Source organism: Streptomyces sp. NPDC043870, from assembly GCF_056435785.1.
In genome coordinates this window covers 222109-246566 of record NZ_JBWKDT010000003.1, presented here as the reverse complement: position 1 = coordinate 246566, position 24458 = coordinate 222109, and the positions used below count along the sequence as shown (strand labels likewise).

Below are 24458 nucleotides of genomic sequence, written 5' to 3'. Positions count from 1 at the left end.
GTCACCTTAGCGGGCGAATTTGCGGATGAAAGTTCCGCGGTGCCCGGCGAGCCGTCCCGATCATCATCACCGGTCCGGTTCACGTTGGTGGAGACGTCCACACGCGGCACCCACGGCACAGCGCTTACCCGCGTCCCCACCTCGTACAGGAGCGACGACCGATGTCAGCAGTGCGCAAAGGGCGTTGTCTCGCCCTCATGACCGCCGCGGGCCTCCTCTCCGCCCTGGCGGCAGCCGGCCCCACCGCGTCCGCCGAGCCCGTCACCAAGTCCGGCACGGGGCCCGTCACCGAGTCCATCCCACGGTTCGGCACCGAGCCCGTCCCACGGCTCGGCACCGAACCCGTCCCACGGTTCGGCACCGAACCCGTCCCACGGCTCGGCACCGAACCCGTCCCCCTGCCCGCGCCCGGCGCGATGTACAAGGCTGCCTTCGACACCCTCCCCACGCCGCGGCTCACTCCGGACCAGCAGAAGCGCACCGCCGAGAAGGAGGCCGCGGCGGCCAGCTGGTACCGGCGTGCCCTGAACCGTTCGGCCCGGTCCGGCTACGTCCTCTCGGGCGGGAAGCACCAGTCGCAGGAGACGTCGTACTGGTGCGGACCCGCCACCCTCGTCATCACTCAGTCCGCCAAGGACGAGGTCGGCGGCCGGTCGCAGGAGAACGCGGCGGACCTTCTGGAGACCGATTCCAGCGGCACGTCCTGGTACGGCGTCGACATCGACGTGCCGGACCCGACCGGATACCCCATGGCGGACGCGCTGAACTGGCGGCTGCCCGGCGCCAACTACGTGCCCAGGTCGCTGCCGTACAGCCCGGACGGGGACGACATGGAGGCCTTCGCGCAGCACGTCGTCCACGACACCGACAATGACTACGCGATCGCGGGCAACGTCTGGGAGGTGCCGGGCGGCCCGCACCTCGTCGGTCACCCGAACATCGAGATCTTCCACTGGGTGTCGATCGACGGCTACAACAGCGCAACGGGGGGTGGCCAGGTCCGCTATCTCGACCCGGTGGGCGGGGTCAGTACGAGCATGATCTCGTGGGCGGACGGAGTGCCCAAGTCCGCCCGGATCTCGGCCGACACCCTCACGACGGTCATGGGCGGCCGTGGGTACGTCTGGTAGGCGCGCGCTCCCGGCCCTGCTGAGCACGGTGGTGCTGCTCGCGGGGGGCGTGGCCTGTTCGGCCGGGCCCGGGCGCCCCCCGCAGTCGGAACCGGCGCCGTCGCAGCCGACGCCGTCGGTGCTGAAGCCGTCGCCGTCCGCGCCGTCGCACTCGTCGCCGTCAGAGGCCTCGCCGTCACAGGCCTCGCCGTCGGTACTGGACCCTTCGGATCCGGTCGCGGTCGCCCGCGCCGCCTGCGAGACGCCGATGCCCGACAGCTGGCGGACGGCCCTCGCCGCCGGCGAGTTCCGCGCGCCGGCGGGCGAGCGGGCCGTGCTCACCGACGTGGGGCCCGGCGCCCGCTGGACCGTGGTCCAGCTGTCCGGCGGCCGTACGCGCAGGGCCGCGCTCGTCGAGAGGAGCGGGGCCCCGCGCACCCTGCTCAGGTTCACCGACCCCGTCGAGCATCAGCTGCTCGCGGCCGATGTCTCGGCGGACGGGCGATGGACGGCGTTCGCGGTCATGGAGGGCCGTACGCTCGACAGCCCCTGGTCGCTGTACCTGCGGGACGCCGACGGCGGTACGCGCCGGCTGGCCCGGTCCGCGCTCCCCGGCCCGCTCCCGCAGCCCGTCGTACACGACGGAGCGGTCTTCTGGGCGCAGGGAGCGGGCGACGGAAGGGCCACCATCTTCACCGTCCCGGTCCGTCCGCCTGCCTCCGGCGGAGCGCCTCGCGCCCTGCACACGGGGGTCGTCGACGCCCCGTTCGCCGCGGGCGGGCTGCTGGCCTGGCGGGAGGCCGACGAGGACGGCCGTACGACGAGGATGGCCGCCCTGTCGTTCGCCACCCTGCGCCCGGCTCCGCTCCCCGATGTCGTCGCCCGGCTGCGCAACGTGCGCTCGCCCGCTTCCGACGGCACCACGTGGGCGTGGATCGAGGGTGAGCAGGAGCCGACGCTGATGGTCTGGCGGGCAGGGCAACCGGAACCGGTGGCACGGCTGTCCGGGCCACCCACGGCCGAGGGCATCGACCAGCTTCGCACCAGCGGTGAGCTGATCACCTGGCGTACGCCGGAGGCCGCGTACGCGCTGGACCTGCGCACGTCGGCCTACACCCGGATCACCCCCCAGTACGGCTACGCGCAGGCCAGGAGCGGGGCGCTCGCCGTCGCGTACAACCGGGGCGAGGCGAAGGGACCCGATGCTCGCTCCGTCATCCAGATCGCGCGGGCGGACCGGCTGCCGCGGCTGATGGCGCCGGGGAGCTGCGGCTGACCCTGGCTGAGACCCTGGCTGCCCCGGGCTGCCCCCGGCTGAGGCCTGCTGAGGGGCCGCAGGGCCCGAACCAGGCGACGTCCTGGACGGCGACCTGGGTGACGTGCCGGGATGGCGTGCCGGGCGACGTCCTGGTGATCTCATCCCTGGAGAAACGTTTGCGCACGCTGTCGCCGTGCCAGGGATGGGACATGCCCGAGACCACACTGATGCTGTCCGAAGAGGTACGTGACGCGCTCGCCGCACGCCGCCCCGTAGTCGCCCTGGAGTCGACGATCATTGCGCACGGACTGCCGCGCCCGGGCAATCTGGCCGTCGCAAAGGAGCTGGAGTCGCTGGTCAGAAGCGGGGGCGCGATCCCCGCGACGATCGCCGTGCTCGACGGGCGGGCCCATGTCGGCCTGGACAAAAGCCAGTTGGAACGCGTCGCGACGGACCCCGGCGTACGCAAGCTCGGCCATCGCGATCTCGCTCCGGCGCTCGCGACGGGGGCGAGCGGGGCGACGACGGTGTCCGCCACGGCGTTCCTGGCGGCCCGGGCCGGTATCCGGGTATTCGCGACCGGCGGCCTCGGCGGGGTGCATCGCGAGTGGACGGTGACCCAGGACGAGTCGGCGGATCTGCGGCTGCTGGCAACGACAAGGATCACCGTCGTGTGCGCGGGTGTGAAGTCGATCCTCGACGTCCCGGCGACGCTGCAACGTCTGGAGACCCTCGGGGTCGGCATCCTCGGGTACGGCACCGACCGCTTCCCCGGCTTCTATCTGACCTCCTCCGGGGAACCGGTCGACTGGACGGTCCGTACGCCGGAGGAGGTGGCGGACGTGATACGGGCACAGGACGCCCTGGGCGGCCCTGACTCGGCACTGATCGTGGCTCATCCGGTGCCGGAGGACGAGCAGCTGGACCCGCGGCTGCACGACCGGGTACTGGCGGAGGCGCTGGACGAGTGCCGGGAGCGCGGCATCGGCGGGCAGGCGGTCACGCCGTTCCTGCTGGACTATCTGATGCGGCGTACGGAGGGTGCCTCGCTGGAGGCCAATCTGGCTGCGGTGCGCGGGAATGTGCGGCTGGCGGCGCGGATCGCGGCGGCGCTGTGATGCCTCGTGGCGGCGCGGACGGCGCTGAGGCGACCGGCCCTGCTACGGCCCGTGCTGTCACGGCCCGCCCTGCCACGACCGGCCCTGACACGACGGGTCCTGACACGACCGGGGCGCTGCTGGTCATCGGGGACGTGGCGACGGACGTGGTGGCCCGGCACGGTTCGGCGCTCGCGCACGGCACGGACACGGCGGCCGAGATACGCACGCTGCCGGGCGGGGCAGGTGCCAATGCCGCCTGCTGGGCGGCGTACTGGGGCTGTGCGGACGTACGGCTGCTCGGCCGGGTCGGCGCCGATGCCGCGTGCTGGCACGACGTACGGCTGCGCCGGTCCGGGGTGCGCCCGATGCTGATCACGGATGACGAGGCGCCGACGGCGACGGTCGTCGCGCTCGTCGACGCGAGCGCCGAGCGCACCTTCCTCACCGACAGCGGCGCGACGCTCCGTCTCTCCCCCGCGGACTGGGCGCCCGCACTGCTCGACGGGGTCGGCCGGCTCCATCTGTCCGGGTATCTCTTCTTCTCGGACTCCAGCCGGGAACTGGCCACGCTGGCTCTCGCGGACGCGGGCGAGCGGGGCATCCCCGTGAGCGTGGATCCGGCGTCGGCGGGCTTCATCGCGGCCCTCGGCGTGGACCGCTTCCTCTCGGCGACGGCCGGAGCGGAAGTGCTGCTGCCCAACGCGGACGAGGCGCGCCTCCTCACCGGCCTCCCCGATGTCGCCGACGCCGCGGCCAAGCTGAGCCGTCATGTGCCGCTGGCCGTCGTCACGCTCGGCGCCGCCGGGGCGCTGGTGGCGGAGTCGGGCGCGGTGACGGCCCGGGTCCCGCCGGTCCCGGCGACGGCGGTCGACTCGACGGGCGCGGGTGACGCCTTCACCGGCGCGTTCCTCGCGGCGCTCCTGTCGGGTGCGGCCCCGGCGACCGCCGCGGCGGCGGGCTGCCTCGCGGGCGCCCACGCGGTCACCTTCCCGGGCGGCCGTCCTCCGGCGCCCACAGGGCCGGAGTCGTCCTGACCGTGTCCCGCTCCTGCGGGCCGGACCGGCGCGCCGCGGCGGACTCGAGGACTCGAACGCCGAAGCCCCGCGGCCCGGCGCCAGGGCACGCACTCCGAGGCAGGCCCTACCGCCGGTCGCGGTCGGCGACGCCGCCCCATGGGTCGTTCCACGCCGGGTGGCGCGGGTCGTCGGCGCGGACGACGACGTCCGCCGAGTCCGTCGGGGCGACGTCGCGCTCGTACCGTTCGAAGGCGGGGAGTGTCCATGCCTCCTGCGCCCCGGTGCGGCGGCGCAGCGCGCCGTGCGACAGCCGCAGATGCAGTGTCAGGTCGAACGGGAACCAGTGGCCGAGCAGCAGCGGTCCGTGGACCACCAGGACACCGCCGGGCGGCAGTTCGTGGTGCGGGCTGCGTGTCGCGCGGTCGGTGGCCGGGTCCCACAGGTCCGGGAGCACGCGCCCCGACCCGCCCGGCTCCAGCGGCCCGAACACCTCGCGCCAGAGCGCACCCGTGTCGAACCACCCGTCGTAGTACGTGTCGGGGTCCTCGCGGCCGAACTCGTACCGCAGCGAGGCGGGCCGCAGAAACCCGCCCGTGCCGACCACCAGCACCGACCGTCCGCGCACGCGCAGCGCCTCGGCGAGCGCCCCGGCCGCGGCGCCCGTCCCGGCGGCGGGCGCGCCGTCGATGCCGATGCGGAGCCAGGGGCTGCCGTCGTCGGCCTTGGTGTCCGTGACCCGGTCGGCGACGGCCTCGGTCAGCCGTTCCCAGGTGATCGGTTCGAGTCGCACCGTTCCATCATCGCTGCTCACCGATGGACAGCGGGATGCCCGGGCGGGCGGCGAGGGCTGCCCACCGTCTCCGCCTCGCCGTCCCCGCCTCGTCGACTCCGCCTCGTCGTCCCCGCGTCGCCGTCGGCGCCACGGAACACCGCCGGGCGCCGGCGCTCCAGCGGTTCGCCCGGGCCGAGTGCGGCGTCCGGCAGAGTCGCCCTGATCACCGCACGGGCACCGGCATCACAGCGGCCCCACGCCGGCCGAGGCAGCGGTACCGCGCAGCACGGTCGCGAGGGGTCCTTCACCGCGGACGCGGATGCGCCCGTCCCGTACGCCGTCCTCGACGGTGGTGCTGCCCCGGCTGAGGGCGAGACACATGTCCGCGTCCAGTTCGAGACGCGTGACGGGCGCTGAACCTCCGACGGACGCCGGGCCGTCACCGTACACGGGTCCCGCCCCGTCACCGCCGACGTGTACGTGGAACTCGCCCTCGGCAACCCGGACTTCGACGATGTCCGTGACACCCGTCGCCTCCAGGCTGCGCAGCAGCGGCACCGCGAACCAGTGCGCCCGCACCGCGTCCGTGGGCCGCCGGTCGGCCAGCTCGGGGGCTCCCCAGTCGGCCAGGGCGGTGACGACGGGAAGCAAGGCCCGTCCCCGCTCGGTGAGTTCGTAGACGAAGGCGGAGGCGGGCGCGGGAAGCCGGTGCCGCATGGCCAGGCCGTCCCGCTCCATGTCCTTGAGACGGGAGGCGAGGACGTCCGTGCTGACTCCGGGCAGATCGGCGTGCAGATCCGTGTAACGGCGCGGCCCCGCCAGCAGTTCCCGCACGATCAGCAGGGTCCACCGGTCGCCGACGGCGTCGAGGGCGCGGGCGGCGGCGCAGTACTGGTCGTAGCTTCGGCGGCGCGGAGGACGCGCGGAACTCGGCGGAGACGACGGAAGTGACGGCATGCGACGCAGTCTAGACATGTTGTTGGACTTTCCAAGCTCGTACTTGGTAAAACCAAGTAACACAACTTCTGGGGAGGGCACCGCATGGAGTTCCGGCAGTCGAGCAAGCTCAGCGAGGTCTGTTACGAGATCCGCGGCCCGGTGATCGAGCACGCGAACGCCCTGGAGGAGGCGGGACACAGCGTCCTGCGCCTCAACACCGGCAACCCCGCACTCTTCGGCTTCGAGGCGCCGGAGGAGATCGTCCAGGACATGATCCGGATGCTCCCGCAGGCCCACGGTTACACCGACTCCCGCGGCATCCTCTCCGCACGCCGCGCCGTCGCCCAGCGCTACCAGTCCCTCGGCCTCGACGTCGGCGTCGACGACGTCTTTCTCGGCAACGGCGTCTCCGAGCTCGTCACCATGGCCGTCCAGGCACTGCTGGAGGACGGCGACGAAGTCCTCATTCCGGCGCCCGACTTCCCGCTGTGGACCGCCGTGACCACCCTCTCGGGCGGAAGGCCCGTCCACTATCTCTGCGACGAGTCCGCCGACTGGTACCCGGACCTCGACGACATGGCGTCGAAGATCACCGACCGGACCAAGGCCGTCGTCATCATCAACCCCAACAACCCCACCGGCGCCGTGTATCCGCGCGAGATCGTCGAGGGCATCCTCGATCTGGCGCGCCGCCACCAGCTGATGGTCTTCGCCGACGAGATCTACGACCAGATCGTGTACGACGACGCGGTCCACCACAGCGCCGCGGCCCTGGCCCCGGATCTGGTCGTCCTCACCTTCAGCGGGCTGTCGAAGACGTACCGCGTCGCCGGCTTCCGCTCCGGCTGGCTGGTCGTCACCGGCCCCAAGCAACATGCGCGCAGCTATCTGGAGGGGCTCACGATGCTCGCCTCCATGCGGCTGTGCCCCAACGCCCCCGCGCAGTACGCCATCCAGGCAGCGCTCGGCGGACGCCAGTCGATCCACGAACTCACCGCTCCGGGCGGGCGGCTGCGCGAGCAGCGCGACCGCGCGTGGGAGCGGCTCAACGAGATCCCCGGCGTCTCGTGCGTGAAGCCGAAGGGAGCGCTCTACGCCTTCCCGCGCCTCGACCCCGAGGTCCACCCCATCCACGACGACGAGAAGTTCGTCCTGGATCTGCTGCTGCGCGAGAAGATCCAGGTCGTGCAGGGCACCGGCTTCAACTGGCCGCGCCCGGACCACTTCCGGATCCTCACCCTCCCGTACGCCGACGACCTCGACGCCGCGATCAGCCGTATCGGCCGCTTCCTGAGCGGATACCGCCAGTAGGGGCGGCCGCAGACGCGGGTGCGCGGCGGCCCGGCGACGGGGTCGCTCCCGTGCGTCTCCGGCCGGATCCACGGCCGCGGAAACGGGAGCGGGCCCGGAGGCGTAGCCGGCCCCCGGGCCCTGTTGATGCCGCTCACATTCACACGCCGGCACACTTGAGAGCCCGGGTCATTCGTCATTGCGCCGCGTCCTGCCTTTGGACCACCGCGGATCGAGCTCCGCGGGCCGGACTTGAACCGGCAATTCGACGCACCAGGGCCCGGGCCCGGTCGATCCGGCGATGAGCGGCGAATGCTGAGTCTGGAGCGAGAGTCTGAGTTTCATCGCGGCCGGCTACCATCGGCCGCGCGGTTCACGACAAGCTTCAGCTTCAGCTTTGCGCTCCTCGCGCACCCCGGCCGTGGTGCACTGTGGCCGGGGAGTCCATGACGGCTATCCGAAGAGATAGCCGAATACGGCGTCACCCACCCTCTGGTCGGTGACCTCCGCGCCGTTCGCCTCCTCGCGGGCGAACTTCACCGCCTGCTGGAGCTTCTCCACCCGGTCCAGCAGTTCGTTGACACGGCGGGCGGGCAGTGCCCCGGAGAACTTCACGGTGGTCCAGTAGCCGACCGGGATGTCCTCGTAGTACACCTCCACCTGCGCCGGGTGCTTCTCGGTGGCCTCGGCCTTCACGTGGTTGCGGGGCACCTTCTTCGTACGCACCGTCTTGACCGGCTCGGTCTTCCAGGAGTCCGTGGACGGGTCCTGCGACCAGGACTCGGCGGCGTCCAGCACCGGCAGCTTGCGCACAAAGGTGTTGAGGTCCGTGAGCTGCTTCTCCAGGAAGAGGAGATACGCGACGGGTACCTCGCTCACCAGCACCCGCCCGTCGACGGTGATGTCGGCGCGTGCCGTGCAGTTCGCCCAGTCCTTGGTGGCGGTCACATCGAACAGCCGGGTCAGCGTCTTCGCGGTGTCGCGCAGCACGTCCTCGGCCTTGACCTGCACCAGGGTCGACTCGGGCGGCAGTTGCTCGCCCTCCTCGTCCTTCGGCTGGTACGTCCGGGCGATTCCGGCCAGCAGGGCGGGCTTCTGGAGACCGTGATGAGCTGTTGTGAGGTCCTGATGCGCCTTGGACTTGACGCCCTTCTCGACTGCGATGATCTGATTGAGTTTCGCCACGTCCACGAAACTAGCAAGACCAACATCCGGTCTTCGAACGAATATTGGACGGCCCGGCGGTGGCCGCACGGGAGGGGGCGGGGCCCGGTGGAACCTTTGGTGGTCATCGAGCCGCTGAAACGGCGGCACTGCGCCGAGTGCCGGCGGGGTCCGCTGGAGCGGCTCGTGATGGAGTTCAACTCACCGCGCTGTCTGGACTGCGCGGACCTCGGGCACCTGGTCTTCCTGCCCCGCGGGAACGCGGCGCTGACCCGGCGGGCCCGCGAGGCGAGTTCCCTGTGGGCCGTCGTCGTACGGCACAACAAGAGCCGAACGCGATACGAGCGGCAGGGCCTGCTGGTCGAGGAAGCGGCCCTGGCGCGAGCGGAGGCGGCGTGCCTGGCCGACGCGGACGTACGGGCCCGCCGCCGGGCGCGCGACGCGGCGCGGCGGGCTTCGGAGGACGTCCGCTTCACCGCCACGCTCACCGCGGAGATCCTGCGGCTCTTCCCGTCCTGTCCGCTCGACCGTGCCCTGGACATCGCGGCGCACACCTCCGTGCGGGGCAGCGGACGCGTGGGCCGGACCGCGGCCGGCCGCGCCCTGGACGAGGGCGCGGTCACGGCGGCGGTGCGGGCGTCCGTCCGCCACCTGGACACGCCGTACGACGCGCTGCTCATGCAGGGTGTGCCCCGGCACGAGGCCCGCAGGCGCGTCGCACCGGTCATCGAGGCGACGCTCACGGCGTGGCGGGGCCGGACGTCGTAGGCTCGCCGTCACGGGGCCACCAGGGAGTGTCCGGCTGTCGGAGGCGGCCTGATCCAGAAGACAACCCTAGGCGTCGTCGGCCGTGCTTCGGTAGCGGCGGTAGAGGATCGCGCCGCCCAGGATCAGGGCCGCGCCGGCCGGGACCGTGAGGCCGACGACGGACGGGGCACCGGTCTCGGCCAGTTCGACCGGGCTCCGGGGCACCTGATGAACCGGTGCTGCCGGTCTCGCCTTCGGCGGGGTCACCGGCCTCGGCGCGGTCGGGGGCTTCCCGGACGAGTTCGAGGACGAGTTGCCGACGGCCGCGTTGCCGACGCCGACGACGTTGACGGAGTTACCGGTGACATTCACCGGCACATCGACGGGAACCTGGATCCCGTTGCCGGAGAGCACACCGGGAGAATCCTTTCCGCTCCCCTTGGCGACGGCGCCGCCACCGCCGTTTCCTTCGTTCTCGCAGCTGTTGTCGACCGCCGGGTTCAGCAGACCGATCACATTCACGGTGTTGCCGCAGACATTGACCGGGACGTGCACGGGGAGCTGCACGGTGTTCCCGGAGATCAGTCCCGGTGACCCGGCCGCGCGCCCGTGCGCGTCCGAGTCGGCATGGGCCGCCCCGGCCCCTGCCCCGGCCGCGGCGAGGGCGCCGCCGGTGACCATCGCCGCGATCAGACCTGTTCGGCGAATCTGCCTCATGGGTTCCTGCCTTCCGGAGGATGAACACGGGTGCTCACCCGCACCGGAAATAACGCGATGGAGCCATTCGGGTTATGGCCGACAATCGTTTCACCCCATCGAGTGGAGTGATGTCGAACTGCCCTACGCCGTCCGGGTGTTCATGATCCTGCGTCGTAATCCTGAATACGCCGCCCATGATCTCGGTCCGTCAAATCGGTCAGCCGAGCCTCGAGTTCGACCGCGATCTCCTCCACGTCGAGCGTCCGAAGTCTCCGGTCACGCATCAGAACCCGGCCGTCGACGATCGTGGTCAGCACATCCGCCGACCGTGCACTGAAGACCAGAGAAGCGGCCATGTCGTGCATCGGGCGCACATGGGGTCCGGTCAGGTCCACCAGGATCAGATCGGCGCGCCGCCCCGGGGCGAGCGCGCCCACCGTCGCCCGGCCCTCGGCCGGGAAGACCCCGGGCTCGCGTCGCTCACCCAGTCCGACGACCTGCGCGCTCTGCGTGGTCGCGTGGTCCAGTGCCTGGCGTGCCGTCAGCCAGCGCGGGTCCCTCTCCGCCGACTTCTGGACGAGTGCGGTGAGCGTCATGCTCTCCCACACGTCGAGCGTGTTGTTGGACGCCGCTCCGTCCGTGGCCAGGCCGACCGGGATGCCGATCTCACGCAGCGATCTGATGGGCGTCGTGTCCCAGCCGAATTTGAGGTAGCCCTTGGGCGCCGTCGCCACCCCGACCCGGCCGGTGGCCCGCGCGAGGACCGGAAGGTCGCTCTCGACGATGCCGGTGCCGTGCGCCACGAGGATGTCCACATCGAGCAGTCCCGTACGGTGCAGAGTCTCGACGGGCGTACGGCCGTACCGCTCAAGGCTGCTGTCCGTCTGCGCCCGGTTCTCGGCGGCATGGATGTGGACGGGCAGCCCGTGCTCACGCGCCAGCTCTGCTGTGGTCGCCAGATCCGCGTCGTCGACGGTGTACGGGGCGTGCGGCGCCAGGGAGGTGGTGATCCGGCCGCCTGCGTCACCGTTCCGGCGCAGCGCGAAGCCGAGGGAACGCTCACGCCCTTTCGCGCCCTGGCTGGAGAAGTACACCCAGCCGAGGTTGGCGCGCAGCCCGCTCCGTACGACGGCGTCGGCGACGCGGTCCATCGAGAAGTAGTGGTCGGCGAAGGCCGTGACCCCGCCCCGGATCATCTCCGCGCAGGCGAGCAGCGCTCCGAGCTCCACGACCTCATCGGTGAGGTTGCTCTCGATGGGCCAGACCCAGTCGTTGAACCACTCCTCGACGGGAACGTCCTCGGCGATGCCGCGCAGGGCCACCATCGAGGCGTGGGTGTGGCAGTTGATCAGCCCCGGCATGGCCAACTGGCCACGGGCGTCGATCCGTTCGCGGGCGGGCAGTCCGGCGACGGCGCCGGAGGAGGAGACGTCCGCGATGACCCCGTCACGTACGACGACGGCCCGGTCCTCCTCGAACCGGATCGCGCCGTCCGCACCGTGCAGGAGCGCCGTGCATCCCTCGACGACGAGATCCGCGGGGCCGTCCGCCTGCTCCGCACCCGCCATGTCGGAGAGGTCACCGGCTCCGGTCAACGCCGTCCCCGCGATTGACGTTCATGCCTCCGACCGGACCCGTTTGCACCACGACGCTGTGCTGGGCCTCTCCGCTGAATTCGTTGTGCACCTGGGTGGTCCGAGGCGCGGCCGGGGGCTCGGGCGTCAGCTCGTCGAGAAGCGCACGGAGTTCGGCCGCGCTCTCGGGGTCCGCCCGCAGGGTGCGGCGCATGCGGTTGCGCCACTCGGCGGTGATGTCGGCCGCCGTCTGCTCCTCGGCCCCCTCCTCGACCAGTTCGGCGTGGGCGATATCGAGGTCCGCGGCGACGCTCTCCTCGTCCGCGGTGCCGTGCCGGGCGAAGAACGCAACCATCCGCTCCCTGGCCCGCGTCCACCCGTCGGTCGCCATCTGCTGGACGAGCGCGGTCGCTCCCGCTGTCGCCAGCGCCATCAACTCCGCTTCCATCAGGCTCCCTTCAGCGGCTCCCCCGGCTGTCGGACGAGCTTTCCGAGCGTACCCGTCAGCGGCCGAGCAGCGTGGTGAGCGCCCCGACCGGGTCCTGGTCGGGTATGCCGCGGGGCCACCAGTCCTCGCGGCCCGGGTCCGATTCGTACCCGTACCAGAGGCCGTCGCGTCCCAGGCGCAGCTGCAGGGAGGTGGTGGAGAGGCGGTTGCGCCGGGGGCGGAAGTGCGGGAAGTCCGCGGCGATCAGGGCGGGGCGGGCCCGGTCGAACGGCCCGGCCGGCGGGTCCCACTCCTCCTCCAGGACGGCCAGCCCCGCGAGGCATCCCTGCCGCCAGGCGGCCACGGCGCGGGCGAGATCGGTGACGGTGCGGTCGGTGGCCCGGGCGAGCGCGGTGTACAGGGCGCGGGTGGATGCGGTGAGGCCGGAGCCGGGGTGCGCGGCGGCGAGCCGGACGGCGTCCTGCCAGAGGGTGAGGCCGGCGATGGGGTCCTGGCCGGTCTGGACGGTGGCGAGTGCGCGGGCCGCGGCCTCGGTGGCGAGGAGGTCGAGGGCGAGCGCATCGAGACGGTGGTGACCCTGGCCGAAGGCTGAGTGGCCGAAGGCTGAGGAAGCATCCGGGGATCCGGCGGTCTGCGGGTAGACCGGCGGGCGCCCGGGGTGCGGGGGCACGGGCAGTGGGGCCGGAAGGGGTGGCAGCGTTCGCGGGGCGAGGGCCTCGCGCGCGGTGACCGTCGCGAGGACCGGCGTGGTGCCGTGCCCCTGCTCCGTGGTCCGCTCGGCCGCCGCGGAGATGGTCGCGTTGCGCCGGGTGAGCTCGGCGAGGATCTCCTGCTCGCCGCGCCCGCGCATCAGGAACAGCACGAACGGGTCCTCGTCGAGGATCCGTGCCGTCTGGTAGCAGAGGGCGGCCGCATGCTTGCAGGGGAAGCCGTCGTCGGGGCAGGAGCAGTCGGGAATCAGATCTCCTGGAGCCGGCAGCAGGTCGGCGGCGTCCGCGAGGGCGTGCGGGACGTCCTTGTCGAGCAGGGCGGCGATGTGGTCGGGCCGGGCGGCCGCCAGGCCGAGCAGCCGGTCCCAGTCGGCGTCGCCGAGGGTCCGCAGCCGGATCTCCGTACGGTACGGGCGCGGCCGGGTGCCGTGGACGTACGCCGTGACCCGGCCGGGCGTGACGGTGATCGCGTCGACCTGGCCGCGTCCGGCATAGGCGCGGCCACGGGCGAGGCGGGCCGGATCGAGGGCGGTGTCCTCCAGCGCGTCCACCCAGGCGTTGCCCCACCAGGACGCGGCGAAGGTCTGCTCGCCGGAGCGCGGGGCGAGCGCCGGGAACGTGCGCCGACGGTCGTCCGGCCGGCGCAGGGCGTCCCGGCGGAGCCCCGCCCTGCGGCGCGGGTCCTGCGCACCACGGGGGCGACCGGGCAGCTCGGGGCTCATGACGGCCTCCTCAGGGAGACGAGATCGGCCAGTTCCCGGTCGCTGAGCTCGGTCAGCGCCGCCTCCCCGGAGCCGAGCACCGCGTCCGCCAACGCCCGTTTGGAAAGCAGCATTTCGGCGATACGGTCCTCGACCGTGCCCTCCGCGATGAGGCGGTGGACCTGCACGGGCTGGGTCTGGCCGATTCGGTAGGCCCGGTCGGTGGCCTGGTCCTCCACCGCCGGGTTCCACCAGCGGTCGTAGTGGACGACATGGCCGGCACGGGTCAGATTCAGCCCGGTGCCGGCGGCCTTGAGGGAGAGGACGAAGACGGGGATCTCGCCGGACTGGAAGCGGTCCACCATCCGGTCCCGGTCCGCCACCGGGGTGGCGCCGTGCAGCAGCTGGGACGGGATCGCCCGGGCCGCGAGGTGTGCGGAGATGAGCCGCGCCATCGACACGTACTGGGCGAAGACCAGCACCGACCCGTCCTCCGCGAGGATCGTGTCGAGCAGCTCGTCGAGGAGCGCGAGTTTCCCCGAGCGGGCGGTGAGGCGGGCGGCGTCCTCCTTCAGATACTGCGCCGGGTGATTGCAGATCTGTTTGAGCGAGGTCAGCAGCTTCATGACGAGGCCGCGGCGCGCCATGCCCTCGGCGCCCTCGATCTGCGCCATGGTCTCGCGCACGACCGCCTCGTACAGCGATGCCTGCTCCCGGGTGAGTGGCACGGGATGGTCGGACTCCGTCTTGGGCGGCAGCTCCGGCACGATGCCGGGATCGCTCTTCTTCCGGCGCAGCAGGAAGGGACGGACGAGGCGGGCGAGCCGCTCCACGGCCGCCTCGTTCTCGATGTGCTCCTGGTTCTCGACGGCGCGGGCGTGACGGGCCCGGAAGGACTTCAGCGGGCCGAGCAGCCCGGGCGTGGTCCAGTCGAGGAGAGCCCAGAGCTCGGAGAGATTGTTCTCCACGGGGGTGCCGGTCAGGGCGACTCTCGCCGGGGCGGGGATGGTGCGCAGCGCCTTGGCGGTCGCGGAGAAGGGGTTCTTGACGTGCTGCGCCTCGTCCGCGACGACCATGCCCCAGTCCCGGCCGGCCAACTCGGCCGCGCTCGTGCGCATCGTGCCGTAGGTGGTGAGGACGAAGCCGTCAGGGCCGACGTCGAGGCTGCGCTCCGGGCCGTGGAAGCGGCGCACGGGCACGGCCGGCGCGAAACGGGCGATCTCCCGCTGCCAGTTGCCGAGCAGCGAAGCCGGGCAGACGACGAGCGTGGGCGCGCTGCGGTCGTGGTGCCCGGCACGCTGCTCGGCACCGGGTCGGACAGCCTGCCCGGCACCGTATCGGACACGCTCGGCGCCGTGCTGGACAGCCTGCCCGGCACCGTGTCGCACACGCTGCTCGGCATGGAGCCGGGCACGCTGCTCGGCGCGGTGGAGATGGAGTGCGATCACCGTGACCGTCTTGCCGAGGCCCATGTCGTCGGCGAGGCAGCCGCCGAGTCCGAGCGAGGTCATCAGATCCAGCCAGGCGAGGCCGCGGAGCTGGTAGTCGCGCAGGGTGGCGTCGAGGCCCGTCGGCTGGGCGAGGGCGGCGGGGCCCTCGGTGAGGCGGTCGCGCAGAGCGGCCAGCGCACCTTCCGGAACGGCTTCGACCGTCTCCCCGTCCACCTCGGCGCTACCCGTGAGCGCCACGGCCAGCGCGTCCACGGGCTCCAGCAGCCCCAACTCCCGTTTGCGCGCCTTGCGCACGAGGTCGGGGTCGACCACGACCCACTGGTCGCGCAGCCGGACGATGGGGCGGTGCGCCTCGGCGAGCGCGTCCATCTCGCGCTCGGTCAGCGGGTCCCCGTCGAGAGCGAGCTGCCAGTTGAACCTGAGGAGCTGCTCGCTGTCGAAGAACGGGGTGCCGTCGGTGGCGGAGCCGGGAGCGGGCGGCCGGACGACGGCGGCCGCGCTGAGCGTCCGGGCCAGCTCCTTGGGCCAGTGGACGGCGACTCCGGCGGCGACGAGGCGGGCCGTGGCCTCGCCCAGCAGTTCGTACAGCTCGTCCTCGGTGAGCGGCAGCACGTCGGGGACCTCGCGCTCCATGAGCCGGCCGAGCGGTGGCCACACGCGGGCCGCCCGGCGCACGGCGAGCACGGCGTCGATACGGGCGCGCGGCCCGAAGTGCTCGTCGCCCTCGCCCGCCCAGAGCCGGGCGGCGTCGAGGACGAGCGTCGGATCGGCGAGGCTGTGCACCTGGAGGAGAGCGGCGCCCGCCTGCCGCTCGTCACCGCCTTCCTCGGCCAGGTCGAACAGTTCGTAGGCCGACAGGTCGAGGCGGAGCGAGATCCGTACGCCCGCGTCCATCCCGGCCGCGACCTCCGCCGCCCAGTCACGGGCGTCCGGCAGATGCTGCGGCGCCATGGCGGCGAACGGCCGGCCGGCCGCGTGCTCGGCGGCCGGGGTACGGGGCAGGGTGTCCGCGACCGCGTCCAGGAACGACCTGATCAGGGCTTCGGGGTCGGGCAGCTGAAGGGGGCGCAGGTCCGGCAGCGGGGTGGCGTGCGCCTCGGGAGGCATGGCGGCGGCGATCGCCCGGAGCTGGGCGATGTCCTCCGCGTCCAGCGGGCCCGCCCGCCAGGCGTCGTGGTCGTCGGCGGTCAGACCGGGCAGCAGCCGGCCACGCGCGGCCAGCTGCAGGGCATGCAGGGCGGCGGCTCCCCAGCATGCGGCGGCGGGGTGGGCCGCCGCGTCGTGGCGGGCGCGGACAAGCACCGGTACGGCGTCGGCAACGCGGAGCAGCACGGCGGGGACGGTGCGGCTGCGGACGGTCTTTCCATGCGGCCGTACGACCGTCAGCTCGCCGGGCTCGCCGGCACCTCCGTACTCTCCGGACTCGCCGGCACCTCCGTACTCTCCGGACTCGCGGGCGCCCCCGTACCCGCCGGCGCTCCCGGCCTCACCGGCCACCCCGAGAGCAGCGGTCTCGACCGGAAGCGCGCCTCCGTCCGGTCTCCAGAAGGCGACCCGCCCTTCTCGCGGCAGCACGGCCGGCACGAACACCGCGGCACAGGTGTGCAACACGTGCGGGGCACCTCCCCTCCCACTCACCGGTCGAGTCCTTGGAACCACGACCATACGGGCGGGGTCTGACAATGCCCCTCAGCGCCCTCCGACCTGCGCGGTGACGATCACCTCGGCCTGTCGACCGCGTCCTGAGGGTCCACCTCACGTTCCAGCGACGTATCCGTTGCTTCCTCCGACGCCTCCGGCAGGTCCGACACCGGCAAGTCCAGGCTCGCCAGCGCCGCCAGCCCTTCCAGCGCCGCCGGCTGCTGCTCGTCCAGTTCCTTCGACGTGGCGGGCTCGTTCGACGTGACCGGCACGTTCGACGAGTCGGCCTGCGCCGAGGCCTGTGCCGCGGCCTGCGGAGCGGCCTCCGAAGCGGCCTCCGAAGCGGCCTCCGGGGCGACCTGCGAGCCACGCTCCAGGAACCGCAACAGCTCCACCGGAATGGGCAGCACCAGCGTGGAGTTCTTCTCGGCGGCCACGGCCATCACCGTCTGAAGCAGCCGCAGCTGCAGCGCCGAGGGCGCGTCGGCCATCTGGTGCGCCGCCTCGGCCAGCTTCTTCGATGCCTGGAGTTCCGCGTCGGCGTTGATGACCCGGGCCCGGCGCTCCCGGTCGGCCTCCGCCTGCCGAGCCATCGAGCGCTTCATCGTCTCCGGCAGCGACACGTCCTTGATCTCCACCCGGTCGACGCTCACTCCCCACCCGAGTGCCGGGCTGTCGATCATCAGCTCCAGGCCCTGGTTGAGCTTCTCCCGGTTGGACAGCAGATCGTCCAGTTCGCTCTTTCCGATGATCGAGCGCAGCGATGTCTGGGCCATCTGCGAGACGGCGAAGCGGTAGTCCTCGACGCTGATGATCGCATCGGCCGCGTCCACCACCTTGAAGTACACGACGGCATCCACCCGGACCGTGACGTTGTCGCGCGTGATGCCCTCCTGGGCGGGCACCGGCATGGTCACGATCTGCATGTTCACCTTGTGCAGCCGGTCCACGATCGGAACGATCATGGTGAATCCCGGCTCGCGCACACGGCTGCGAAGCCGCCCGAGACGGAGCACCACGCCCCGTTCGTACTGCTTGACGACCTTGGCCGCGGCCAGTCCGTACACCAGGAGGGCGGATCCTGCCGCCACACCCGCCGCCACCAGCTCTTCGACCATTACGGCACCCCCTGCCGTCCGCTCGGTCCCCGCTTCAACGGTATTCCTGTCGTGACCCCCGGTCGAGCGTCCGGATCCCCTGTGCGGCTGCACCTGGGGTGCCGCCGTGCCGGTTGTCCGGCAGGGTGGCGAGCACGAGTCCGGCACCACAGACGAGGACCAGCCATGTCCGATCACCGGCGTCCCGGCATCGCCGCCGGGGCAGTGCTCCTGACCCTCGCCGTCGCGGGCTGTTCCGGCCTTGGCCGGACCGCGTTGGGCACCGTCAACTACCAGACCGAGGGGGGCCAGGCCGTCACGGTGTCGAACCCCGAGGTCGACGGGTGTCACGAACTCTCGGCGGGCGGTGCCTTCCGGATCGAGAACGCCACCCTGGTCGACCTCGTCGCTTACCCGACGCCGGACTGCAAGGGCGGCGACTCGGCGTACATCCCGACGACGCTGTTCGACAACATCGCTCCCGGTACGTCGCCCTGGCGCAGCTACGGCTTCGTCCACTGAGCCAGGGACAGCGAGAGAGGACGGGGAGCAGGGACGGGGTGGGGGACGGCCGGGCTACGCCCGTCGGCGGACGAGCGCGACGAGCTCGGCGTTGTGCTGCCGCCTGACCCAGGCGATGACGACGAGCGGCACCGCCACCAGCACCGGAGTGATCGCGTACTGCCCGTCGAAAACGGTCAGCTGGGTCACGAACGCGCCGATCATCAGCCCGATCAGCGCCAGCGCGGAGATCCCGGAGAGGACCGGGATCACCAGGGCCACCGCACCGGCCAGCTCCAGGGCGCCGGTGGTGTACATGAACCAGTCGCCGAAGCCGATCTTGTCGAAGGCCTCCGTGGCGGAGGAGTGAGCGATGAGCTTCGGCACGGCGCTGGGGATCGCGAGGAACAGGGCGAGAACGATCTGCAGTGTACGGACGGTGAGGTGCGTGCGGCGGCTGATCCCGGCGGTCCCGACGGAGGCGGGCGCGGAGGTGGCGGCGGACATGGAGATCTCCCTCGGACGAGCGTTCTGTGTGGGCATCGCGTGCCGACGATCCGTGCACGCACCTTGCGCAGGCACTGCGCGCACACATTCCGTGCACGCGTTCCGTGCAAGCACTCGGATTCGCTTTCACAGAGTCAGACCGAGAACGCCCTCCGAACTCATCGCTGTTCGCACCATCGTCCGGACTTTCCGGGTGCGGCCGGGCCCTCCGGGTACATCCTGGAGTGGAAGAGGCGATTGCCATGCGCACTGGGAGTGAACCCACGACCGCACGCAGTCCCCTGCGGCTGCGGTTCTGGTTGAGTGTATGGGGCCTGATCTGGGCCGTTGTGGGCCTAGGTACCTTCGCGGTCACGGGGCACCCCGGCTGGGCGATCACCTGCGCGGTGCTCTGCGTGATCATCATGGCCGATCTGCTGTGGGTGGTGCACCGTCTCCACCAGGGGCCGCATTACCAACCCGGCCCGGACATCCCTCCGTACGAACCGGACCGCGGCGGTCCACGAGCACGCCACTAGTACACCGCCGGCACACACCTGAGGCGCGACGCTGAAAGGCGCTGCTCGAACCCGCCGCGCAGCGGCGGGTCACGCCTCGAAGCGCGCCGCTGCCACGTACTCGGGCTTGGGGTCGAGCGCCGCCGCCAGCCGGAAGTGGCGCAGGGCCTCGTCCGGCCGGCTGGTGCGTTCGAGGGTGCGGGCGAGCGCGAAGTGGGCGTAGGCGTTGTCCGGTTCGCGCTCCACGATCAGGCGGAACTCACGCTCGGCGGAGCGGAGCATGGCCGCCGCGAAGTAGGCACGGGCCCTCAGGAGGCGGGCCGCGAAGCTCTCGGGATGGGCCGCGATCACCGAGTCGAGCAGCTTCACCGCACCGCGCGGGTCCCGCGCCGCGAGCAGTTGCTCGGCCGCGCGGAAGTCGATGACGTGAGTCTCCGGGTTCGTCTCGGGCACGCTCGCATCCTTCCCAACGCTTCGCGGATTCAACATGCCGCGCCACATCGGTATTCCGATGATCACGGCAGTCGTCCGGCGATCACGAAGCTCAAGTCGATGCGGTGCGCCCATGGCCGGGCAGGACGATCTCGCGCGGGTCGCCGCGGTCGCACGAGATCCCGGCCGTGGAGCCGCGGAGCCGCGGACGGAGCCGGGGCGCAGCGTCAGCCGCGACGCGCGCGCTCGGTCAGGTCCCCCCAGACCTTCCGTACCTGAGGTTCCAGCGCTTCGAGCGGCCCGTCATTGTCGATGACGAGGTCGGCGATGGCGCGCCGCTGCTCACGCGTGGCCTGAGAGGCCATCCGCGCCCGTGCCTCGGACTCGGTCATTCCACGGAGCCGTACGAGCCGGTCCAGCTGGGTCTCCGGTGCCGCGTCCACGACGACGACCAGGTCGTAGAGGGGGGCCAGAGCGTTCTCGGTGAGCAACGGTACGTCGTGGATCACCACCGAATCCGGTCCCGCCGCGGCCTCCAGCTCCGCCGACCGCGCCCCGACGAGCGGGTGCACGATCGCGTTGAGCTGCGCCAGCCGGTCGGTGTCCGCGAACACGATCGAGCCGAGCTTCGGACGGTCCAGGGTCCCGTCGGCGGTGAGGATCTCCGGCCCGAACGCCTCCACGACGGCCGCGAGCCCGGGCGTCCCGGGTTCGACCACCTCGCGAGCGATCTTGTCGGCGTCGATCAGCACGGCTCCGTACGAGACGAGGAGCCGGGACACTTCACTCTTGCCGGCGCCGATCCCGCCGGTCAGGCCCACCTTCAGCATGAGCGGAAGCTTAGGCCCTGTCGGGTGGATCTTGCCGGGCCTAGGAGTCGCCCTCCCGTTCGGCCAGGAACCGCTCGAACTCGCGGCCGATCTCGTCTGCGGAAGGCAGATCCACCGGCTCCGCGACCAGGCTGCCGCGCGACTCGACGCCGGCGATGGCGTCGTATTGATGCTCAAGCCCCTGCACCAGGGCCACCAGCTCTTCGTCACCCTCGCCGATCTGCCGGTCGATCTCGGTCTGGGTGCGCTGTGCCTGCGTGCGCAGGGCGTGTGCGACGCCGGGCAGGACCAGTCCGGTGGCGGCGGTGATCGCCTCCAGGGCGGTGAGCGCGGCATCGGGGTAGGTGGAGCGGGCGACGTAGTGAGGTACGTGCGCGGCGACACCGAGGACATCGTGCCCGGACTGCATCAGCCGGTACTCGACGAGCGACTCGGCGCTGCCCGGCACCTGGGCTTCGTCGAAGGGGCTGCGGTGGCCCGGCATGAGATCCGTGCGGTTGCCGTGCGGCGTGATGCCGACCGGGCGGGTGTGCGGCACCCCCATGGGGATCCCGTGGAAGTTCACCGAGAGGCGTACGCCCAGACGCTCGACGATCTGCCGGACGGCGACGGCGAACCGCTCCCACTCGACATCGGGTTCGGGTCCGGAGAGCAGCAGGAAGGGTGCGCCGGTGGCGTCCTGGACCAGCCGGACCTCCAGGGCCGGGGTCTCGTAGTCCGTCCAGCGGTCGCGCCGGAAGGTCAGCAGCGGGCGGCGCGCCCGGTAGTCCACGAGCCTGTCGTGGTCGAAGCGGGCGACGACTTGGTGCGGAAGCGAGTCCAGCAGCGTTTCGACGATCTGTTCGCCGGTCTCACCCGCGTCGATGTATCCGTCGAAGTGGTACAGCATGGCCAGCCCGGCCGACTCCTGCGCGAGGGCCACGTCGACGACTGCCAGGCCCTTCTGATCCCACTCGTACAAACCCTGCGGATCAAGCACGATTACCGCCCCTCCTCCATGTCACATCTGCCAACATCACGGCGGGTGCGGTCATTCCCGGGGCGGGTATCCGATCCGTCGTCGTCGGCCTGGACGAACCGGCTGGGCGCGAGTCCTTGAGTGCGAGTCCGTACGAGTCCTTGAACAGGAGTCCTTGAACAGGAGTCCTCGAGCACGGGCGATGAGCACGGGCGATGAGCACGAACAGTGAGCACGAACAGTGAGCACGAGTGAGGCCCGCTCCCCCGAAGGGGAGCGGGCCTCATTCAGCTGCTGTCAGCCGTGCGGCAAGCGCTGGAAGCGCTCGGCGTCAGAGCGTCAGCTCTGGCCGCCCGCCAGCTTCTCGCGCAGGGCAGCCAGGGCCTCGTCGGAGGCCAGGGCGCCGGAGGTGTCGTCCGACTCCGAGGAGTACGAACCACCGGTGGCACCGGCAGCGGCCGGAGCGGCCTGGCCACCCTCGGCAGCGGCGGCCTCGTCGGCCTCGCGGCTCTTGATGACCTGCGCCTGGTGCTGCTCGAAGCGCTGCTGCGCCTCGGCGTACTGGCGCTCCCACTCCTCGCGCTGCTTCTCGAAGCCCTCGAGCCAGTCGTTGGTCTCCGGGTCGAAGCCCTCGGGGTAGATGTAGTTGCCCTGGTCGTCGTAGGACGCGGCCATGCCGTACAGGGTCGGGTCGAACTCGACCGACGCCGGGTCGGCACCGAAGGACTCGTTGGCCTGCTTCAGGGACAGCGAGATCCGGCGACGCTCGAGGTCGATGTCGATGACCTTGACGAAGATCTCGTCGTTGACCTGGACGACCTGCTCCGGGATCTCCACGTGGCGCTCGGCCAGCTCGGAGATGTGGACCAGACCCTCGATGCCCTCGTCCACGCGGACGAACGCACCGAACGGAACCAGCTTCGTGACCTTGCCCGGGACGACCTGGCCGATCTGGTGGGTGCGGGCGAACTGCTGCCACGGGTCCTCCTGCGTCGCCTTCAGCGACAGGGAGACACGCTCGCGGTCCATGTCGACGTCGAGAACCTCGACGGTGACTTCCTGGCCGACCTCGACAACCTCGGACGGGTGGTCGATGTGCTTCCAGGACAGCTCGGAGACGTGGACGAGACCGTCGACGCCACCCAGGTCCACGAAGGCACCGAAGTTGACGATCGAGGAGACGACGCCGGAACGGACCTGACCCTTCTGCAGGGTGGTGAGGAACGTCTGGCGGACCTCGGACTGGGTCTGCTCCAGCCAGGCACGGCGGGACAGGACCACGTTGTTGCGGTTCTTGTCCAGCTCGATGATCTTCGCCTCGAGCTCCTTGCCGACGTACGGCTGGAGGTCGCGGACGCGCCGCATCTCCACGAGGGAGGCGGGGAGGAAGCCGCGGAGGCCGATGTCGAGGATGAGACCACCCTTGACGACCTCGATGACGGTACCGGTGACGATGCCGTCCTCTTCCTTGATCTTCTCGATGGTGCCCCAGGCACGCTCGTACTGCGCGCGCTTCTTCGAGAGGATCAGGCGGCCTTCCTTGTCCTCCTTCTGGAGGACCAGGGCCTCGATCTCGTCGCCGACGGCCACGACCTCGTTCGGGTCGACGTCGTGCTTGATCGAGAGCTCGCGGCTCGGGATGACACCTTCGGTCTTGTAACCGATGTCGAGCAGGACCTCGTCCCGGTCGACCTTCACGATGACGCCGTCGACGATGTCGCCGTCGTTGAAGTACTTGATCGTCTCGTCGATCGCGGCGAGGAAGGCTTCCTCGTTACCGATGTCGTTGACCGCAACCTGCGGGGTGGTGGCGGTGGTCTCGGTGCTGCTCGTCATGTGGGAAAGGGCTCCGGTACGGACATTGAAGTCGTAGGTACTGCTACGCCGAGAGCCCGTATCGCAGCTGAAGAAGCCGGACAGCCAAGGAAGCGCCAACCCGAGAGGAAAGGCGCCTCGAAAACCGAGGGGACATACAACAGATGCGAGCGCGGCCTGCTACGTCTGAGGCGCGCAAGCCCGCAGCGCAACCTTTAGCATAAGGGCGCGGCAGGGCACGGTCAATGCGCGAAGGCCCCCACCCGGGGCGGATCGTCGCATACCCGGCACAACTAAGGTTTGCCGAGGCCACGATGGCCACGCCTCGCTCGTCCGCGACACGTCCGCGGCGCTTCCCGGCGAGGTCTCAGCAACGTACAACGACGGGCGAGATGATCCAAGAGTACGAACCGGAAGCGACCCGGCGTGACGCCGGTGACGCGGAGAGCAGCCGGGCGAGTCGTGGCTGGTGGGACCGGAACGCGGACGAGTACCAGAGCGAGCACGGGACGTTCCTGGGCGACGACCGGTTCGTGTGGGGTCCGGAGGGGCTGGACGAGGCGGACGCGGCGCTGCTGGGTCCCGCGGAGTCCCTCAGGGGGCTGGACGTCCTGGAGATCGGCGCGGGCGCGGCGCAGTGCTCGCGCTGGCTGGCGGCGCAGGGCGCGCGGCCGGTGGCCCTGGACCTCTCGCACCGCCAGCTCCAGCACGCACTGAGGATCGGCGCCGACGGCGTGTCGCTCGTGGAGGCGGACGCGGGGGCGCTGCCCTTCGCCGACGCCTCCTTCGACCTGGCGTGCTCGGCGTACGGGGCGGTGCCCTTCGTCTCCGACCCGGTGAAGGTGTTCCGTGAGGTGCGGCGTGTCCTGCGGCCGGGCGGGCGGTGGGTCTTCTCGGTCACGCATCCGATCCGCTGGGCGTTCCCCGACGAGCCGGGCCCCGAGGGGCTGAGTGTGGCCGCCTCCTACTTCGACCGCACGCCCTACGTCGAGCAGGACGAGCAGGGGCGTGCCGTGTACGTGGAGCACCACAGGACGATCGGCGACCGGGTGCGGGACGTGGTGGCCGGGGGCTTCCGGCTGGTGGACCTGGTCGAGCCGGAGTGGCCGGCCTGGAACAGCCAGGAGTGGGGCGGCTGGTCGCCGCTGCGCGGGAATCTGATCCCGGGCACGGCGATCTTCGTCTGCGTACGAGACTGAGTG

At 71.4% G+C, this 24458-nt stretch carries 23 protein-coding genes; 9 read left to right on the top strand and 14 right to left on the bottom strand.

Annotated elements, in window-relative coordinates; genetic code table 11:
* Positions 1 to 161 precede the first annotated feature (161 nt).
* The 4 genes from AC0699_RS05640 to AC0699_RS05625 all read left to right on the top strand — a co-directional run bounded on the left by AC0699_RS05640 (position 162) and on the right by AC0699_RS05625 (position 4501).
* Entirely contained in the window at positions 162 to 1130 is a 969-nt protein-coding gene (locus tag AC0699_RS05640) for a hypothetical protein (RefSeq protein ID WP_478656022.1), read from the top strand.
* Entirely contained in the window at positions 1114 to 2385 is a 1272-nt protein-coding gene (locus AC0699_RS05635) for a hypothetical protein (RefSeq protein WP_478656020.1), read from the top strand. The genes AC0699_RS05640 and AC0699_RS05635 overlap by 17 nt, the downstream gene beginning before the upstream one ends.
* A 191-nt stretch (positions 2386 to 2576) precedes the next feature.
* Positions 2577 to 3485 (top strand): pseudouridine-5'-phosphate glycosidase, encoded by a 909-nt coding sequence (locus AC0699_RS05630; protein ID WP_478656018.1) that lies wholly within the window; start codon positions 2577 to 2579, stop codon positions 3483 to 3485.
* A complete protein-coding gene (locus tag AC0699_RS05625; protein WP_478656016.1) occupies positions 3485 to 4501 on the top strand; it encodes a carbohydrate kinase family protein in 1017 nt (338 codons plus the stop codon). The genes AC0699_RS05630 and AC0699_RS05625 overlap by 1 nt, the downstream gene beginning before the upstream one ends.
* 106 nt (positions 4502 to 4607) lie before the next feature.
* Here AC0699_RS05625 and AC0699_RS05620 read toward each other — a convergent pair whose 3' ends face one another.
* Positions 4608 to 5273 (bottom strand): nucleoside/nucleotide kinase family protein, encoded by a 666-nt coding sequence (locus AC0699_RS05620; protein WP_478656014.1) that lies wholly within the window; start codon positions 5271 to 5273, stop codon positions 4608 to 4610.
* A 225-nt stretch (positions 5274 to 5498) separates the two neighbouring features.
* Positions 5499 to 6230, bottom strand: coding sequence for a winged helix-turn-helix transcriptional regulator (locus AC0699_RS05615; protein WP_478656012.1), 732 nt, complete (start codon positions 6228 to 6230; stop codon positions 5499 to 5501).
* Between the two features lie 66 nt (positions 6231 to 6296).
* Between AC0699_RS05615 and AC0699_RS05610 the strand changes: the two genes are divergently transcribed.
* Positions 6297 to 7505 carry a pyridoxal phosphate-dependent aminotransferase gene (locus tag AC0699_RS05610; RefSeq protein WP_478656010.1) on the top strand — a complete coding sequence of 403 codons (1209 nt, stop codon included), beginning with the start codon at positions 6297 to 6299 and terminating at the stop codon, positions 7503 to 7505.
* A 432-nt stretch (positions 7506 to 7937) separates the two neighbouring features.
* On the opposite strand, the gene AC0699_RS05605 is transcribed toward AC0699_RS05610, so the two are convergent.
* Positions 7938 to 8669 carry a DUF7873 family protein gene (locus AC0699_RS05605; protein WP_478656008.1) on the bottom strand — a complete coding sequence of 244 codons (732 nt, stop codon included), beginning with the start codon at positions 8667 to 8669 and terminating at the stop codon, positions 7938 to 7940.
* Between the two features lie 87 nt (positions 8670 to 8756).
* Between AC0699_RS05605 and AC0699_RS05600 the strand changes: the two genes are divergently transcribed.
* Entirely contained in the window at positions 8757 to 9416 is a 660-nt protein-coding gene (locus AC0699_RS05600; protein ID WP_478656006.1) for a DUF2293 domain-containing protein, read from the top strand.
* A gap of 66 nt (positions 9417 to 9482) precedes the next feature.
* On the opposite strand, the gene AC0699_RS05595 is transcribed toward AC0699_RS05600, so the two are convergent.
* The 6 genes from AC0699_RS05595 to AC0699_RS05570 form a co-directional block, all read right to left on the bottom strand.
* Entirely contained in the window at positions 9483 to 10112 is a 630-nt protein-coding gene (locus tag AC0699_RS05595) for a chaplin (RefSeq protein WP_478656004.1), read from the bottom strand.
* Between the two features lie 140 nt (positions 10113 to 10252).
* A complete protein-coding gene (locus AC0699_RS05590; RefSeq protein WP_478656385.1) occupies positions 10253 to 11662 on the bottom strand; it encodes an amidohydrolase in 1410 nt (469 codons plus the stop codon).
* Positions 11663 to 11672: 10 nt separating this feature from the next.
* A complete protein-coding gene (locus tag AC0699_RS05585) occupies positions 11673 to 12116 on the bottom strand; it encodes a hypothetical protein (protein ID WP_478656002.1) in 444 nt (147 codons plus the stop codon).
* Positions 12117 to 12171: 55 nt separating this feature from the next.
* The gene (locus AC0699_RS05580; protein WP_478655999.1) at positions 12172 to 13548 is read right to left on the bottom strand and encodes an SWIM zinc finger family protein; all 1377 of its coding nucleotides are present in this window, start codon (positions 13546 to 13548) and stop codon (positions 12172 to 12174) included.
* A complete protein-coding gene (locus AC0699_RS05575) occupies positions 13545 to 16643 on the bottom strand; it encodes a DEAD/DEAH box helicase (protein ID WP_478655997.1) in 3099 nt (1032 codons plus the stop codon). The genes AC0699_RS05580 and AC0699_RS05575 overlap by 4 nt, the downstream gene beginning before the upstream one ends.
* Before the next feature lie 53 nt (positions 16644 to 16696).
* Positions 16697 to 17737 (bottom strand): slipin family protein, encoded by a 1041-nt coding sequence (locus AC0699_RS05570; RefSeq protein ID WP_478655995.1) that lies wholly within the window; start codon positions 17735 to 17737, stop codon positions 16697 to 16699.
* Between the two features lie 165 nt (positions 17738 to 17902).
* On the opposite strand from AC0699_RS05570, the gene AC0699_RS05565 reads away from it, so the two are divergent.
* Complete coding sequence (locus AC0699_RS05565) at positions 17903 to 18238, top strand: hypothetical protein (protein ID WP_478655993.1); 336 nt, start codon at positions 17903 to 17905, stop codon at positions 18236 to 18238.
* 54 nt (positions 18239 to 18292) lie between these two features.
* On the opposite strand, the gene AC0699_RS05560 is transcribed toward AC0699_RS05565, so the two are convergent.
* Positions 18293 to 18724: a DoxX family protein gene (locus AC0699_RS05560; protein WP_478655991.1), complete on the bottom strand. Its 432-nt coding sequence runs from the start codon at positions 18722 to 18724 to the stop codon at positions 18293 to 18295.
* Between the two features lie 242 nt (positions 18725 to 18966).
* On the opposite strand from AC0699_RS05560, the gene AC0699_RS05555 reads away from it, so the two are divergent.
* Positions 18967 to 19242 carry a DUF6343 family protein gene (locus tag AC0699_RS05555; RefSeq protein WP_478655988.1) on the top strand — a complete coding sequence of 92 codons (276 nt, stop codon included), beginning with the start codon at positions 18967 to 18969 and terminating at the stop codon, positions 19240 to 19242.
* A gap of 69 nt (positions 19243 to 19311) precedes the next feature.
* Here AC0699_RS05555 and AC0699_RS05550 read toward each other — a convergent pair whose 3' ends face one another.
* From AC0699_RS05550 to rpsA, 4 genes are all read right to left on the bottom strand, one after another.
* Positions 19312 to 19674: a tetratricopeptide repeat protein gene (locus AC0699_RS05550; RefSeq protein ID WP_453658730.1), complete on the bottom strand. Its 363-nt coding sequence runs from the start codon at positions 19672 to 19674 to the stop codon at positions 19312 to 19314.
* A gap of 206 nt (positions 19675 to 19880) precedes the next feature.
* The gene (gene coaE / locus AC0699_RS05545) at positions 19881 to 20483 is read right to left on the bottom strand and encodes a dephospho-CoA kinase (RefSeq protein ID WP_478655986.1); all 603 of its coding nucleotides are present in this window, start codon (positions 20481 to 20483) and stop codon (positions 19881 to 19883) included.
* A gap of 40 nt (positions 20484 to 20523) precedes the next feature.
* Positions 20524 to 21462, bottom strand: a complete 939-nt coding sequence (locus AC0699_RS05540; RefSeq protein WP_478655983.1) for a PAC2 family protein — start codon at positions 21460 to 21462, stop codon at positions 20524 to 20526.
* A gap of 318 nt (positions 21463 to 21780) precedes the next feature.
* Positions 21781 to 23277: a 30S ribosomal protein S1 gene (rpsA, locus tag AC0699_RS05535; protein ID WP_453658727.1), complete on the bottom strand. Its 1497-nt coding sequence runs from the start codon at positions 23275 to 23277 to the stop codon at positions 21781 to 21783.
* Positions 23278 to 23648: 371 nt separating this feature from the next.
* On the opposite strand from rpsA, the gene AC0699_RS05530 reads away from it, so the two are divergent.
* Positions 23649 to 24455 carry a class I SAM-dependent methyltransferase gene (locus AC0699_RS05530; protein ID WP_469772479.1) on the top strand — a complete coding sequence of 269 codons (807 nt, stop codon included), beginning with the start codon at positions 23649 to 23651 and terminating at the stop codon, positions 24453 to 24455.
* The last annotated feature ends 3 nt before the right edge of the window (positions 24456 to 24458 follow it).